The sequence below is a fragment of the Ornithinibacillus proteolyticus genome (genome assembly GCF_039581225.1).
GTDB lineage: Bacteria > Bacillota > Bacilli > Bacillales > Amphibacillaceae > Ornithinibacillus > Ornithinibacillus massiliensis.
The window spans coordinates 69635-85140 of record NZ_JBCPXV010000001.1 but is presented as its reverse complement, the minus strand read 5'-3'; the positions used below and the strand labels follow the sequence as shown (position 1 = coordinate 85140).

Annotated in this window: 15 protein-coding genes; all 15 read left to right on the top strand. The window is 36.6% G+C overall.

Annotated features, from left to right (window positions below):
• Window positions 1-6 precede the first annotated feature (6 nt).
• The gene (gene yfmF, locus AAIB49_RS00445) at window positions 7-1299 is read left to right on the top strand and encodes an EF-P 5-aminopentanol modification-associated protein YfmF (RefSeq protein WP_343456900.1); all 1293 of its coding nucleotides are present in this window, start codon (window positions 7-9) and stop codon (window positions 1297-1299) included.
• Entirely contained in the window at window positions 1292-2575 is a 1284-nt protein-coding gene (gene yfmH, locus AAIB49_RS00440; RefSeq protein WP_343456899.1) for an EF-P 5-aminopentanol modification-associated protein YfmH, read from the top strand. The genes yfmF and yfmH overlap by 8 nt, the downstream gene beginning before the upstream one ends.
• A gap of 9 nt (window positions 2576-2584) precedes the next feature.
• Window positions 2585-3298, top strand: a complete 714-nt coding sequence (ymfI, locus tag AAIB49_RS00435) for an elongation factor P 5-aminopentanone reductase (RefSeq protein WP_339215204.1) — start codon at window positions 2585-2587, stop codon at window positions 3296-3298.
• Window positions 3299-3386: 88 nt separating this feature from the next.
• The gene (locus tag AAIB49_RS00430) at window positions 3387-3644 is read left to right on the top strand and encodes a DUF3243 domain-containing protein (protein WP_186868737.1); all 258 of its coding nucleotides are present in this window, start codon (window positions 3387-3389) and stop codon (window positions 3642-3644) included.
• Window positions 3645-4015: 371 nt separating this feature from the next.
• Window positions 4016-4807, top strand: a complete 792-nt coding sequence (locus AAIB49_RS00425) for a DUF3388 domain-containing protein (protein WP_339215202.1) — start codon at window positions 4016-4018, stop codon at window positions 4805-4807.
• A gap of 15 nt (window positions 4808-4822) precedes the next feature.
• Window positions 4823-5740 carry a helix-turn-helix domain-containing protein gene (locus AAIB49_RS00420; RefSeq protein ID WP_339215200.1) on the top strand — a complete coding sequence of 306 codons (918 nt, stop codon included), beginning with the start codon at window positions 4823-4825 and terminating at the stop codon, window positions 5738-5740.
• Window positions 5741-6016: 276 nt separating this feature from the next.
• Window positions 6017-6595, top strand: coding sequence for a CDP-diacylglycerol--glycerol-3-phosphate 3-phosphatidyltransferase (pgsA, locus tag AAIB49_RS00415; protein WP_339215198.1), 579 nt, complete (start codon window positions 6017-6019; stop codon window positions 6593-6595).
• The gene (locus tag AAIB49_RS00410) at window positions 6595-7854 is read left to right on the top strand and encodes a competence/damage-inducible protein A (protein WP_339215196.1); all 1260 of its coding nucleotides are present in this window, start codon (window positions 6595-6597) and stop codon (window positions 7852-7854) included. The genes pgsA and AAIB49_RS00410 overlap by 1 nt, the downstream gene beginning before the upstream one ends.
• Window positions 7855-8016: 162 nt before the next feature.
• On the top strand, window positions 8017-9054 hold the full coding sequence (gene recA, locus AAIB49_RS00405; RefSeq protein WP_186868742.1) for a recombinase RecA: 1038 nt from the start codon (window positions 8017-8019) through the stop codon (window positions 9052-9054).
• 249 nt (window positions 9055-9303) lie between these two features.
• The gene (gene rny / locus AAIB49_RS00400; RefSeq protein WP_186868743.1) at window positions 9304-10914 is read left to right on the top strand and encodes a ribonuclease Y; all 1611 of its coding nucleotides are present in this window, start codon (window positions 9304-9306) and stop codon (window positions 10912-10914) included.
• Between the two features lie 131 nt (window positions 10915-11045).
• Window positions 11046-11843, top strand: coding sequence for a TIGR00282 family metallophosphoesterase (locus AAIB49_RS00395; protein ID WP_339215193.1), 798 nt, complete (start codon window positions 11046-11048; stop codon window positions 11841-11843).
• A gap of 124 nt (window positions 11844-11967) precedes the next feature.
• Window positions 11968-12228 carry a stage V sporulation protein SpoVS gene (gene spoVS / locus AAIB49_RS00390; RefSeq protein ID WP_010093295.1) on the top strand — a complete coding sequence of 87 codons (261 nt, stop codon included), beginning with the start codon at window positions 11968-11970 and terminating at the stop codon, window positions 12226-12228.
• 281 nt (window positions 12229-12509) lie between these two features.
• Window positions 12510-14087, top strand: a complete 1578-nt coding sequence (gene miaB, locus AAIB49_RS00385) for a tRNA (N6-isopentenyl adenosine(37)-C2)-methylthiotransferase MiaB (RefSeq protein WP_186868745.1) — start codon at window positions 12510-12512, stop codon at window positions 14085-14087.
• Complete coding sequence (locus AAIB49_RS00380; RefSeq protein ID WP_211741469.1) at window positions 14088-14516, top strand: YlbF/YmcA family competence regulator; 429 nt, start codon at window positions 14088-14090, stop codon at window positions 14514-14516.
• 396 nt (window positions 14517-14912) lie between these two features.
• The gene (gene cotE / locus AAIB49_RS00375) at window positions 14913-15494 is read left to right on the top strand and encodes an outer spore coat protein CotE (RefSeq protein ID WP_339215184.1); all 582 of its coding nucleotides are present in this window, start codon (window positions 14913-14915) and stop codon (window positions 15492-15494) included.
• Window positions 15495-15506: the final 12 nt, after the last annotated feature.

Below are 15506 nucleotides of genomic sequence, written 5' to 3'. Positions count from 1 at the left end.
AGAGATATGGTTATGATTCAAGAAGATGTGAAGAATCTGAATGGTTTAAATTTACATTTGATACCAAATGGTAAATTCAAAACGGTAAACATCGTTATAAAATTTAAGGCTCCATTAAATCGTGAAACCATTACGAAAAGGGCATTGTTACCCTATGTGTTGCAGCAAGGTCCTAAAGAATATCCAAGCCGAAAGGAATTGCAAATCGCATTAGATAATCTTTACGGGGCTGTATTGTCTATTGATGGTGGGAAAAAAGGTAATCATCATATCCTCAGTTTTCGATTAGAAGTTGCCAATGAAAAATTCATCCCGAATGAGTCGAATATTATAGAAGAGGCGATTAGGCTGCTTAATGAAGTCATCTTTCATCCGAATGTTAGGAATGATTCCTTTCATGAAGATATTATCAATCGGGAAAAAGAAACCCTCAGACAAAAAATAAAGTCGGTTATTGATGATAAAATGAAATATGCCAATATGAGATTGATTGATGAAATGTGTGAAGGGGAAGCATATCAATTACATGTTAGTGGTTACGAAGAAGATTTAGATGATATATCAGCAACTGATTTATATCAATACTATGTGAAGCTATTAAAAGAAGACCAAATTGATATCTATGTGCTTGGGGATGTGAAGGAAGATAAAATCCAAGAGCTTATCGGAGCAAATTTTGAAAGAAAAATTGAAGGTACTGCCAATAAGGTAGTAGAAGAAGAACCGAAAAACACTTCAAAAGATCCAAAGGAAGTAATAGATAAACAACATGTACAACAAGCAAAGCTTCATATTGGTTATCGTACAAATATTCGTTTTCAGGATGAAAAGTATCCTGCCCTTCAAGTTTTTAATGGCATATTAGGTGCTTTTCCAAGCTCTAAATTGTTTATAAATGTCCGGGAGAAGAATAGTCTGGCGTATTATGCATCGTCAAGATTAGAGAGTCATAAAGGCTTATTGTTAGTATTCAGTGGGATCGCTCCTCAGGATTATGAAAAAGCAAGAGATATTATAGAAAAGCAAATGACAGCTATGAAAAATGGCGATATTACAGAAGATGAACTGAAAGAAACAAAGGATTTAATTATCAATCAATTATTAGAAACATTAGATCATCCCCAAGGAATAATAGAAATGCTGTATCAGCAGGTAATCGCAGGTACTACCTTACAGCCGGATCAACTCATCGAAAAGATTAAAGCAGTAAACGTGGAGGATGTTGTGGAAGTAGGTAAGCATGTTGTAGAAGATACCGTCTACTTACTCACTAGTGAAGGGGGATCAAATAATGGATAAGAAACAGTATACGCATATTGAGGAAACATTATATCACCGCAAGTTAGATAATGGATTATCCGTATTTTTATTACCAAGGCCACAAATGTCTAAAACCTACGCGATATTCTCGACCAATTATGGATCCATTGATCGGACATTTATACCAATTGGCGAAAGCGAGCAAATTACGGTTCCAGATGGCATTGCCCACTTTTTGGAGCACAAATTGTTTGAGAAGAAGGACCGGGATGTCTTTGCTGATTTTGGAAAAAATGGGGCATCCGCAAATGCCTATACATCGTTTACTAAAACGGCTTACTTATTTTCCGCAACAGCAAATGTGGAAGAAAATGTGAAAATATTACTGGACTTTGTACAAGACCCTTATTTCTCTGAAGAATCAGTTGAAAAAGAAAAGGGGATTATCGGACAGGAAATCAAAATGTATGACGATCAGCCTGATTGGCAATCGTTTATGGGAACATTGAAAAGCTTATTTCAAGAAACTCCTGTTAATATCGATATTGCAGGTACAGTCGAATCCATAAATGAAATTACGAAGGATGACTTATATACATGTTATAACACGTTTTATCATCCGGAAAACATGACATTTTTTATTGCGGGTAAATTTGATCCAGATGAAATGATGCAGTTGATTGAAGATAATCAACGTTCAAAGAGTTTTGATAAACTGGAAGAGATTCAACGCGATTATCCGAAAGAACCTATTGAAGTGGCTAAAAAGGAAAACAACATCGTAATGCCGGTTTCAGTCGCTAAGTGTACGGTTGGTATTAAAGAATCAACAGAAGAACTTAGAGGGGAAGAATTTGTTAAGAAAGACCTTCTACAGGATATGATACTAACGTATTATTTTTCGAAGAGCGGGCAGTTCTATGAAGAACTATATCAAGAAAAAATCATCGATTCGAGCTTTTATTTTGAAACGAATTTAGAAAAAAACTTTGGTTATTCTATTCTTGGTGGCAACTCAGATAACCCAGACCAATTTGTTTCGAAGCTGAAAGAATTGTTACTTTCGACTACAACACATGAAATACGTGAGGATGACTTCGAACGAATGAAGCGAAAGAAAATTGGTCAATTATTACGTTCTATGAATTCACTTGAAAATATTGCAAGTAAGTACATTCATTATCATACTGTTGGTGTGGATTACTTTGAATTAATTCCTATGATACAAAGCTTATCCGTGGAGGATGCAAATGAATTTTTAAAACAATGGATTACAGAAGAGCGATTAGGTGTTTGCAAAATTGTAGCAGAGTAAGGAGAAGAAATGGGGAACGTATTAATTATTGGAGCAAGTGGAGAGATTGGGAGTCAAATAGCGCTTCAATTAGGGCAAGAAGGTTATTCTCTCATCCTTCATTATCATCAAAATTATCACTCACTCGATCAGTTGAAAAAAGAGCTTCCAGATCATCAGTTGGTAGACTGTATTCAAGCTGATTTGACGAATGAACAAGGCATTAACCGTTTAATTGGAAACATTGCTTATCCAATTGATGCAGTAGTTTTCTCAAGTGGAATCGCATATTACGGCCTATTACAAGATACGCCGGAAAAAGTGATGGATGACATGTTATCCATTCATGTAAAAGCGCCATTAGCTATAGTGAAAAGTATCCTACCTGATATGATAAGAAGAAAATCTGGGAAGATCATTATGATTTCCTCTATTTGGGGGGAAATTGGCGCAAGTTATGAAGTGGTTTATTCGACTGCTAAAGGAGCGCAAAATGCATTCGTAAAGGCCTTGGCAAAGGAAGTTGGACCAAGTGGAATTACAGTCAATGCAATTAGTCCGGGGTTTATCGATACTAAGATGAATCCATTATCACAGGAAGAAAAGGCGCAATTAATGGAAGAAATTCCGCTTAATCGTCCTGGGAAGCCTGAAGATGTAGCCAATGCTGTTACTTTTTTGCTAAGTCAGCAAGGTGCATATATACATGGAGAAATATTGCGTATTAGTGGTGGATGGGACTAAATATTTTCTTTCTTCCTAGTAAATCATGCATAATCAATAAAAAAAATCAAATACTATGCATGATGTATTATGAGAAGGAGGAATGAACATGTCTGTACTTGACAACTTTGACTCATGGAAGCAATTTTTAGCTAATAGATTAGAACAAGCTCAGTCACAAGGGATGTCTCAAGACACCATTTCACAAGTGGCTTATGAGGTTGGAGATTATCTTGCCAAAAGTGTTGATGCAAAAAATAGTGAGGAAGCGGTGCTTCGTGAACTATGGAATGCAGCTTCCAAAGAAGAGCAGCAAGCAATCGCCAATTCCATGGTAAAATTAGTCCAAAATCAAGCTAATCAATAATCGAACAACTGCTATAAAAGAGGTTAGGACAAAACGAAAAGAATTAAATGTTAAACCGAATGATACACGATACTAGCTCCGGAAATATACGTAGACTCCAGCGGGAGGATAGGCATAGGTGAGACCCCGTAGTGCGTAGCACGAGGAGGCTCACCAGCCGCCCGCGGAAAGCGAAGTATATTTCCGGAGCGGGGTCCTTGTTCATCATTCGGTTTTTCTTTAAGATAAATTCTTTTGTCCCGGCCTCTTTTATATTCAAAAATATAAATCTTTAAGGATAATTTGAATTAATAGCTTTAAACAATAGTCAAAATCATATATTATAAAGGTATAGGTACTTTGGGGTTAATTTGGGAAATGGAGAGTTTTGAGTGGCAAAAACAGAATGGTATTTAGAATATGAAATTCAAATTAATCGCCCTGGTTTATTAGGGGAGATATCTTCTTTGCTAGGGATGCTTTCGATTTTTATTGTAACCATTAACGGTGTCGAAAACGGTCGAAGAGGTATGTTGCTGCTTGCTGATAATAACGAACAGATTACACGTTTACGACTAATCTTACAAACGATGGACACGATTCAAGTGACCAAGCTACGTAAATCAAAATTACGTGATCGTTTAGCAGTGAGACATGGCAAATACATACATCGGGATGCAGATGACCGTAAGACGGTTCGCTTTGTTCGTGATGAACTTGGAATCCTAGTTGATTTTATGGCTGAATTATATAAACAAGATGGTCATAAATTAATTGGGATTAGAGGAATGCCTCGAGTTGGGAAAACGGAGTCCATAGTTGCTGCTAGTGTATGTGCAAATAAACGATGGTTATTCGTATCCAGTACGCTGATTAAACAAACAGTACGTAATGAATTAATAGCTGGAGAATATAGTAGTGATAATATTTTTATTATTGATGGTATTGTTTCACATCGAAAGGCAAGTGAAAAGCATTGGCAATTAATTCGTGAAATAATGCAGCTTCCAGCAATTAAAGTAGTGGAGCATCCGGATATATTTGTACAATCTACAGAGTATAATATTGAAGATTTTGATTACATTATAGAACTACGAAGTGATGAGGACGAGGAAATTACATATGAAGTAGTGGAAAATACGCAATTTAATCAGGATAATGGTTTTTCAATGTTCGATTATTAAATGGATGGTGTTAATATGGGAATAGGTGCGAGATTAAAAGAAGCAAGAATTGCAAATGACATTTCATTTGAAGAGCTTCAAGATACGACAAAAATACAGAAAAGATATCTTGTTGCAATAGAAGAAGAAAATTTCTCTGTTTTACCAGGAAAGTTTTATGCGAAGGCATTTATTAAGGAATATGCAATTGCGGTTGGACTAGATCCCAATGAACTGATGGAGGAATATAAGGAAGATATCCCTTCGCCAGAGGAGGATACTACCACGCAATATACAAGGATTCAACGGTCGAGAAAGGATAATATGCCAACGAAAAGTAGTGCTATCTTCTCATTTATTCCTACTTTAACTGTTGTTATATTAATCATTGGTATTCTCTTTTTAGCTTGGTGGTTTACAACGAAGAATGATGCAAAAGATGAAGAGACGCCAATCGAACAAAATGAAGGTGAGTTTTACCGATCCGAAAATAGTAATCCGAATACCGGTAATGTAGATGAGAATGGTGAAAACGAAACAGATGAAGAGTCTACCGAAGATCCTACTGATGCCGGTGATGATACAGAAGAAAATGTAGAAGATCAAGAGCTTAGCATAGTTGTTACTGAAGAAGGGCAAGTACCAAGACCACAATCTGAGCTTGAATTGACCAATGTTGGTGAGGAATTAAATCTAGAGTTTATTGCTACTCAAGATGTATGGCTTGATGTAGATAATGCAAATGGTCAAAAATTCTATGGAGCAATTGTAACAGCTAATGAACCGGTTGAATTAGACTTAACTGGTGAAACACGTATCTTACTGAATATTGGTAATACACCAGGTTTAACTGTTAAAATAAATGGTGTTGAGTTAGAATATCCTGTTGATCCAACATTAAGAGGAGCAGACCATCAACGTTTATGGTTAAACGTAGTTGAATCAAATGAATAGGATAAAAGAGGATGGGACAAAACTATTTCGAACATAGGATAAACCGAACATAAAAGTTAGCGCATCAAACCCGCCCCGGAAATATACTACGCGTTCCGTGGGCGGCTGGTAAGCCTCCTCAGAGCTAAAGCTCTTCCGGAGTCTCACCGATGCCTTTCCTCCCACAGGAGTCTCCGTATATTTCCGGGGCTAATGTGGTGATTGTTCGTTTTTTATTACCTTTGTTTTAGTTTTGTCCCAGCCTCTTTATCCCTTTATTATGAAGGAGTATGAAAGATGAATATACCAAATCGAATTACCCTATCCAGAATTTTATTAATACCTATTTTTATTCTATTAATGAGCCTTCCTTTAAATTGGGGAGAATGGTCTATTGGTGATAATACTTTACCAGTATCCCATTTTATCGCTGCTTTACTTTTTATTATTGCTTCTGCAACGGACTGGATTGATGGTCATTATGCTAGAAAGCATAATCTAGTTACCAATTTAGGGAAATTTCTAGATCCTTTGGCAGATAAATTATTAGTTTCTGCCGCTTTAATCTTATTAGTTGAAATTGGAGCAGCACCTGCATGGGTAGTGATTATTATTATTAGTAGAGAGTTCGCTGTAACAGGACTTCGACTAGTTGCTGCTGGTGAAGGGATTGTTCTCGCGGCAGGGAAAATGGGAAAATTAAAAACCGCTACGCAAATGATTGCTATAGCAGCACTTTTATTACATAATTTCCCATTCTCTTTTGTTGGTTTTCCATTTGCTACAATCATGCTTTATGTGGCATTATTCTTTACCGTACTTTCTGGTTACGACTATTTTGCCAAAAATATTCATGTTATGAGGGATTCTAAATAATGAAGCAGATTAAAGCAGAAATTATTGCTGTTGGTACAGAACTTTTGTTAGGCCAAATAGCTAATACAAATGCACAATGGATTTCGGAAAAACTCGCTCTCCAAGGGATAAACGTCTATTATCATGGTGTTGTCGGAGATAATTTGACCAGAGTTAAAGATACGTTTGCTTTGGCTAACGACCGATCTGATGTGGTTATTGTTACGGGAGGGCTTGGTCCTACAGATGATGATTTAACCCGAGAAGCATTTCAATTAATGAGCGGTTTAACAATGGTAGAACATCCTGCTTCCATGGAGAAAATAGAGGCTGTTTTTGCTAAACAGAATAGTCAAATGACCCCAAATAATCGTAAACAAGCAAGGGTATTTAAGGATTCTCTAGTTTTTCATAATCCAGTTGGAATGGCACCAGGTATGCTCGTTCACTACAATGATACGATTTGGATTTTCTTGCCAGGTGTTCCTCGTGAGATGAAAGCGATTATGGTAGATGAGGTCTTACCCATTTTAAGAAAAGAATTGAATCTAACGGAAATCATTAAATCGTATGTTCTAAGATTTATTGGAATTGGAGAATCGAAACTTGAACATGAACTAAAAGAGATAATGGAGCAGCAACAAAACCCAACCATTGCACCATTAGCACAAAGTAATGGCATTGTACTACGATTAACAGCTAAAGCAGCCAGTGAAGATGAAGCTATCGCTATGTTAGAAGAAACAAAGGCAAACGTATTAGCTAAGGTTCATCCATTCTATGTCGGAATGAATGATGAAACGATTGAACAATCTATTATCAATCATTTAAAAGAGCTAAAACTAACCCTTGCCTCAGCAGAAAGTCTAACCGGTGGGAAGTTTATCGAGAAAATCATCTCCGTACCTGGTGCCTCTGAAGTCTGCAAAGGTTCGATTGTTTGCTATGACGAATCAGTAAAGCGAGATGTATTAGGGGTTTCGGAGGAAATTCTTACATCTTATGGGACGGTTAGTAGAGAATGTGCATTGGAAATGTCTAAAAATGTAGCTCAAAAGCTACATTCTAGTATTGGCATTAGTTTTACCGGAATTGCTGGTCCAAATGCTGTCGAAGGGAAACCAGTGGGGACAGTTTATGTTTCTGTGTTTGTGCAAGATAAAGTTCACCTTGTCGAGAAATTTGAATTGATAGGGGATAGAGCTGGTATACGCCATCGTGCTGTTATGAAAGGTTTTGAACTTATATTTAATCTATTAAAACAGAATTTACTCGATTAATATTTCAATAAAAATCGATTATAGGTCTATGGAAATGCCTGTAATCGATTTTTAAAAGGAAAATACCTTATAAAAAAAGGGGAACATTTATTCGTTTTTTTGCTTGGCAAAATGATAAAAACAATGTATGATAGAAATAGTTAATTTAAGGAGGTAGTTTCGTTGAGTGATAGAAAACAGGCCTTAGACATGGCTTTAAAGCAAATAGAAAAGCAGTTCGGTAAAGGTTCCGTCATGAAATTAGGAGAACAAGCGGGTCAGAAACTAGCGACCACCTCTAGTGGCTCTCTAGCATTGGATATCGCACTAGGTATAGGTGGATATCCGAAAGGAAGAATTATTGAAATATATGGACCAGAATCTTCTGGTAAGACAACCGTCGCTTTACATGCGATTGCCGAGGCACAAAAAGAAGGTGGACAAGCTGCATTTATTGATGCGGAGCATGCACTTGATCCAACATATGCAAGAGCACTAGGTGTTAATATAGATGAATTATTACTATCTCAACCGGATACAGGTGAGCAAGCATTAGAAATAGCGGAAGCATTAGTGCGTAGTGGAGCAGTAGATATTCTAGTAGTGGACTCAGTAGCTGCATTAGTTCCGAAAGCAGAAATTGAGGGAGAAATGGGAGATTCCCATATGGGACTACAAGCTAGACTGATGTCACAAGCTTTAAGAAAACTTTCTGGTGCGATCAATAAGTCGAAAACCACTGCCATTTTCATTAACCAAGTCCGTGAGAAAATCGGTGTTATGTTTGGTAATCCAGAAACTACTCCTGGTGGACGTGCCTTGAAATTCTATTCATCTGTTAGATTAGAAGTACGTCGTGCGGAAACATTGAAACAAGGTAATGATATGATTGGTAATAGAGCGAAAATAAAAGTTGTTAAAAACAAAGTAGCACCACCATTTAAAACAGCAGAAGTCGATATTATGTATGGTGAGGGTATTTCTATAGAAGGTGAAATACTTGATATCGGTTCCGATTTAGATGTTGTTCAGAAAAGTGGGGCTTGGTATGCTTACCAAGGTGAAAGGTTAGGGCAAGGTAGAGAGAATGCTAAAGTATTCTTAAAAGAAAATCAAGATATTATGGATGAAATTCATCAGGCTATTCGTGATCACTATCAACTAGATGGTGAAGTGGAACGAGAAGAAGGCGAGCCAGAACAAGAAACACTTGATGTTTAAGCAATTTGTTGACTGAAATTGTAAAAGGGTCTTTCACCTTTACCATATATGCTATTCTTTAATGCGTATATGTTGGGTGAATAGACCTTTTTTTGTATACTAATTATTGGAAAATATATTCACTTTATTTTTGTCGATTCCTTGACATTATTTTTCGGGACAGATAAAATTAAATTGTATAATTTTATATTTTTATTATACGATTTTAAATTATTCATTGAATATGGTACATGCCGACAATTTAAATGAATGAACCGAAACAATTTTATAGCAAGAGGAGGTGAAAACGTGGAAGATTTAAATCTACTCATCTCCATTTTGCTTGCCTTATTATTCCTTATAGTCGGTTTGTTTGTTGGTTATCTGATTCGTAAATCTATAGCAGAAGCTAAAATTTCCAGTGCGGAGAATTTAGCAAAGCAAATAGTTGAAGAAGCACATCGAAATGCAGATGCCGCTAAAAAAGAGGCGCTTCTTGAGGCGAAGGATGAGAATCATAAACTTCGTCAGCAGACAGAGCAAGAATTACGTGAACGTCGTTCTGAAGTACAAAAGCAAGAAAATCGCCTGATGCAAAGAGAAGAAAATCTGGATAGAAAAAGTGAAACATTGGATAAGCGTGAGTTGATGCTTGAAAAACGTGAACAATCGCTTACAGAAAAACAACAACAAATTGAAGAAATGGAAAGCAAAGTGGAAGCAATGTTACATGAGCAGCAAACGGAGCTTGAGCGCATTTCTGGATATACTACTGATCAGGCAAGAAGCATCATTTTAGAGCGACTTGAAAAGGAATTAGCACATGAATCAGCAATTATGGTTAAAGAATCTGAGAATCGTGCCAAAGAAGAAGCAGATAAGAAAGCAAAAAGCATCTTATCTTTAGCTTTACAACGCTGTGCTGCAGACCACGTTGCTGAGACTACTGTATCTGTTGTGAATCTTCCTAATGATGAAATGAAAGGTCGTATTATTGGTCGTGAAGGTCGAAACATTCGTACATTAGAAACGTTAACAGGAATCGATTTAATCATTGATGATACACCAGAAGCAGTCATTCTATCTGGTTTTGACCCGATTCGTAGAGAAACTGCTCGTATAGCTTTAGAAAAACTCGTACAGGACGGTAGAATTCACCCAGCGAGAATTGAAGAAATGGTGGATAAAGCTCGTCGTGAAGTGGATGAGTATATACGAGAAGTTGGGGAAGAAACAACATTTGAGGTTGGTGTACATGGTCTACATCCTGATCTAATTAAAATTCTCGGTCGCCTAAAATATCGTACAAGCTATGGTCAAAACGTATTGAAACATTCAACAGAAGTTGCATATTTATCAGGTTTACTTGCTGCTGAATTAGGTGAAGATGTAAGATTGGCAAGAAGAGCTGGATTACTTCATGATATCGGGAAAGCAATTGATCATGAAGTGGAAGGAAGCCACGTTGAAATTGGTAAAGAGCTTGCAACGAAATACAAAGAACACGAAGTTGTAATCAATGCGATTGCTTCTCACCATGGTGATGAAGAACCTACTTCTATCATTTCAGTACTAGTAGCAGCTGCTGATGCTTTATCTGCTGCACGACCAGGTGCTAGAAGTGAAACATTGGAAAATTATATTAAACGTCTAGAGAAGTTAGAAGAAATTTCTGAGTCGTTCGCAGGTGTTGAAAAATCATTTGCCATCCAAGCCGGAAGAGAGATTCGAATCATGGTGAAGCCGGATGAAATAGATGATATAGATTCTGCACGTATTGCAAGAGATATTCGTAAACGTATTGAAAGTGAGCTTGATTATCCAGGTCATATTAAAGTGACTGTAATTCGTGAAACGAGAGCAGTAGAATATGCTAAATAACCGGTAATGAAGTAAGTGGGGGATAATAGCCCCCACTTTTTATATGTCCTTTTTTCATTGGATTACTTTGACATTAGCTAAAGGATATGAAAAACTAATAACATATTGAAATGATAAGGATGATTATTACGATGAAGATTTTATTTATTGGAGATGTTTTTGGATCTCCTGGAAGAGATATGGTACAAGAATATTTACCTAGATTAAAAGACAAATATAAACCGCATGCCATCATTATAAATGGAGAAAACGCTGCTTCAGGTAAGGGAATTACCGAGAAAATTTATAAACAATTTATGGGACTTGGTGCACAAGTGATTACAATGGGGAACCATACTTGGGATAAGAAGGACATCTTTGAATTTATAGATGATGCGAAGAATTTAATTAGACCTGCTAATTTTCCAGAAGGAACCCCAGGAAAAGGGTTAACCTTTATTAACATAAATGGAATTGAAATTGCAGTTATGAATTTACAAGGGCGTACATTTTTACCTGCAATAGACGATCCATTTACAAAAGCAGATGAATTAATTGCGGAAGCTAAAAAAAGAACTAATCTAATCTTTTTAGACTTTCATGCTGAAGCTACAAGTGAAAAACAAGCGATGGGTTGGTATGTAGATGGCCGTGTAAGTGCAGTAGTTGGTACGCATACACATACACAAACAGCAGATAATCGCATTTTACCAGGTGGTACGGCATATATTACAGATGTAGGGATGACTGGACCTTATGATGGAATTCTAGGAGTTGAACGGGAGGCGGTACTGAAACGATTTTTAACCAGTTTACCTGTTCGATTTGAACCAGATACCAATGGGCGCAATCAATTAAATGGGGTATTAGTATCTATTAATGAGGAAAATGGAAAAGCAACTAAAATTGAGAGAATCATGATTAATGAAGATCATCCTTTCTTTTCATAGGACTTCAAGTAGTAGGGGTATTTGAATTTTTCGAATTGTTGATGCATAATGAGGTTATAAGCTAACGGTTAAGAGAATATAGTAGCAGTAGGAACTATAATAGGAAATGAAGGAGGTACTAGTATTGGAAATATTAAAGGTCTCAGCTAAATCAAACCCAAATTCAGTAGCGGGAGCACTTGCGAATGTATTACGCGAACGTGGCACAGCAGAAATTCAAGCTATAGGCGCTGGAGCACTTAACCAGGCCGTCAAAGCAGTTGCAATCGCTAGAGGATTTGTGGCCCCTAGTGGAGTGGATTTAATTTGTATTCCTGCCTTTACAGACATTATGATCGACAACGAGGAAAGAACAGCAATTAAATTAATTGTTGAACCAAGATAGCCTACTGAATACATAGTGTTACGCTAATATGCGTAGCACTTTTATTTTTGCTTGAAGCATTATATTGTCCAAGTATTTTATCTCGTTGTAAGAAAGTTGCTAGTCGGTACCTTTATCCGGTTTATATTAAGCACCAGCCGCCACTATTACAAGTGAAGAATAGATTAAATTTAATTGTGTCGTTTTCTCACAATTATTGTTAAATTCTTGGAAAGGCTTTATACTGTAATAATGAGTAATGATACATATTTTTTCCTGACCATTAGAAAGGAGATCGTCTGATGAATGAAAAACAACGACTAGAACAAGCACAAATAAATCCAGTTCAATCTACTGAATTTAATTCAGAGCAAGATAATATGGAACGTTTAAAGAAAATGTCTAGTGATGATTTAATTGCCAAATATTTTCAAACTAGTTATCAACCACCTGATTTAAAGAAAGCTAGAAAGCGTCGTAGAGAAGAAGTACAATTTCATTATGACTTTAGTATTCCAGAAGATATGCAGGAAATCGGAAAAGGGAAGAAGTTTCTCATCCGTACATATGGTTGTCAAATGAATGAACATGATACGGAAGTCATGGCAGGTATTCTCACAGAAATGGGATATGAGTCCACTACAGAAACAAGTGAAGCAGATCTTATCTTACTCAATACCTGTGCTATACGCGAAAACGCGGAGAATAAGGTGTTTGGAGAAATCGGACACTTAAAGCCACTAAAGGTTGAGAAGCCGGATCTAATCCTAGGTGTTTGTGGGTGTATGTCTCAAGAAGAGTCTGTCGTTGATCGTATCATGAAGAAACATCAGCATATTGACTTAGTATTCGGTACACATAATATCCATCGTTTACCACATTTATTAAAAGAAGCAATGTTTGGAAAGGCCCAAGTGGTCGAAGTGTGGTCCAAAGAAGGGGACATTATTGAAAACCTTCCAAAGGTCCGAAATGGGAAGATTAAAGCATGGGTAAATATTATGTATGGCTGTGACAAGTTCTGTACTTACTGTATCGTTCCAATGACAAGAGGTAAGGAAAGAAGCCGTAGACCAGAAGATATTATACAGGAAATCCGTCAATTAGCTGCTCAAGGTTATCAAGAGATTACGTTGCTTGGCCAGAATGTTAATGCTTATGGTAAGGATTTTGAGGATATCGAGTATCGTTTCGGTGATTTAATGGATGATATCCATAAAATTGATATCCCACGTGTTCGTTTTACAACATCCCATCCTAGAGACTTTGATGATCATCTGATTGAAGTTCTAGCAAAAGGTGGAAACTTACTTGACCACATTCACCTACCAGTACAATCTGGTAGTAATGAAGTTTTAAAACGAATGAATCGTAAATATACACGTGAAGATTATCTTGAGTTAGTTCGCAAAATCCGTGAAGCTATTCCGAATGTAACATTAACAACTGATATTATAGTAGGATTCCCGAATGAAACGGAAGAACAATTTGAGGAAACGATGTCACTTGTAGAAGAAGTTGGGTTCGAGGCTGCGTATACGTTTATCTACTCTCCTCGTGAAGGTACACCTGCAGCTAAGAAGAAAGATGATGTGCCAGAAGAAGTAAAGAAGAAACGTCTTTATCGTTTAAATGAACTTGTCAACAAGCAATCTGCGGCTTCCATGAAGTCGTATGAGAATAAAGTTGTCAAAGTACTAGTTGAAGGCGAAAGTAAAAAAGATCCTGACGTTCTGGCTGGATATACAGAGAAGAACAAACTAGTTAACTTCAAAGGACCAAAATCTGCAATTGGTAAAATTGTAGAGGTAAAAATAACCGAAGCAAAGACATGGTCATTGAACGGTGTAATGGTTGAAAATACAGTAGAGGTGAAATAAATGGCTGAATATACTCGTACACAAATATTAGAAGAAGCAAAAAAATTAGCCGATATGCTTGCTAATACAGAAGAAATTGATCGGTTTAAGCAAGTGGAAGCAAAGATCAATGAAAATAAAAAAGTTCAAAAATTGATCCAAAAAATTAAGACGTTACAGAAGCAAGCAGTTAACTTCCAAGCCTATGAAAAAAGAGAGGCGCTAAAACGTATAGAGGAAGAGATAGATCGTCTACAAGCAGAAATTGACGAAATTCCAATTGTACAGGAATTTAAAGAAACTCAAATCGTTGTCAATGACGTATTGCAGCTCGTGTCTAAAACGATCGCACGCGAAGTAACGAATAAAGTAATTGAATCAACTGGTGGAGATCCACTATCAGGGAAAACAGCTACAGGAGAAAAAAATAGTGTAGGTTGTGACCATTAAGCGGTCGCTCTTAAAGAAGTAAGCATGTAAATAGAAAAGAATAGCGGAAGTGGCTGGGATACAAGAGGATTTAGTTTTAATTCTTTTAGTTTTATTCTCAGCCACTTTTTCACTTTACGAAGACTTTGTAAAATCGTACTATAAGGAAATCATGATTAAACGTGTTAGTAGTTGAAAAATCATAATAGTGACCATTTACATAAATTAGGAATAAGTGAGAATTAAAGAGACTGCTATAAAGGCTCTTTTGCTTTCCCATTAACCTTAAAAGCCCTGCTGTGAAACGGTTATTGCCCATTTTGCGAAATTCCTTTTTACTCTTTCTTCATTCATTATGCACTTTAGGTATTTGTCTTGCATAAAATGACTATGAAAAAAGAGGAGGTTTACGTCATTATGAGTTTTCTAGATAAAGACTACCGAGAAATAATTACAAAAGCGGTTATCGGTAAGGGTAAAAAATTCACACAGGCAACTCATTCCGTTTCGCCATCACATAGACCTACAAGTATCCTTGGATGCTGGGTAATAAATCATCTATATAATGCAAAGAAAAAATCAGAGGATACCATTGAAGTTAACGGAAGCTATGAGATTAATATTTGGTATTCTTATAACGATAATACAAAAACAGAGGTAGTTACAGAGCGAGTAACATACTGTGACTATATCCCTCTAGGTGTTTTAGATGAGAATTGCATTAACGATGATTATGATGTGATTTGTAAAGTATTACAACAACCTAATTGCTTGGAGTGCAGAATTTCAAACCAAGGAAATAAAATTCTTGTAGACATTGAAAGAGAATTTTTGGTTCAAGTGCTAGGCGAAACAAAAGTATTTGTTAAAGTAAAACCTAAAGCTCACAAACATCAAGATGAAGAGGAAAGCTGGGATTACGCACTAACCGAGGATGAATTGAGTGATTTAAATCCAGACTTTCTAGAAAGTAGTTCAACTAGTAGAAGTAAAGATTAATCAACTTACGGG

Excerpts from the sequence above, each read along its gene's own strand:
- miaB (WP_186868745.1), top strand. The coding sequence starts at position 12,510 with ATGAATGAAAAACAACGACTAGAACAAGCACAAATAAATCCAGTTCAA.
- rny (WP_186868743.1), top strand. The coding sequence starts at position 9,304 with ATGAACCGAAACAATTTTATAGCAAGAGGAGGTGAAAACGTGGAAGAT.
- yfmF (WP_343456900.1), top strand. The coding sequence starts at position 7 with ATGGTTATGATTCAAGAAGATGTGAAGAATCTGAATGGTTTAAATTTA.
- yfmH (WP_343456899.1), top strand. The coding sequence starts at position 1,292 with ATGGATAAGAAACAGTATACGCATATTGAGGAAACATTATATCACCGC.
- AAIB49_RS00420 (WP_339215200.1), top strand. The coding sequence starts at position 4,823 with ATGGGAATAGGTGCGAGATTAAAAGAAGCAAGAATTGCAAATGACATT.
- AAIB49_RS00430 (WP_186868737.1), top strand. The coding sequence starts at position 3,387 with ATGTCTGTACTTGACAACTTTGACTCATGGAAGCAATTTTTAGCTAAT.
- ymfI (WP_339215204.1), top strand. The coding sequence starts at position 2,585 with ATGGGGAACGTATTAATTATTGGAGCAAGTGGAGAGATTGGGAGTCAA.
- cotE (WP_339215184.1), top strand. The coding sequence starts at position 14,913 with ATGAGTTTTCTAGATAAAGACTACCGAGAAATAATTACAAAAGCGGTT.
- AAIB49_RS00395 (WP_339215193.1), top strand. The coding sequence starts at position 11,046 with ATGAAGATTTTATTTATTGGAGATGTTTTTGGATCTCCTGGAAGAGAT.
- AAIB49_RS00380 (WP_211741469.1), top strand. The coding sequence starts at position 14,088 with ATGGCTGAATATACTCGTACACAAATATTAGAAGAAGCAAAAAAATTA.
- AAIB49_RS00410 (WP_339215196.1), top strand. The coding sequence starts at position 6,595 with ATGAAGCAGATTAAAGCAGAAATTATTGCTGTTGGTACAGAACTTTTG.
- pgsA (WP_339215198.1), top strand. The coding sequence starts at position 6,017 with ATGAATATACCAAATCGAATTACCCTATCCAGAATTTTATTAATACCT.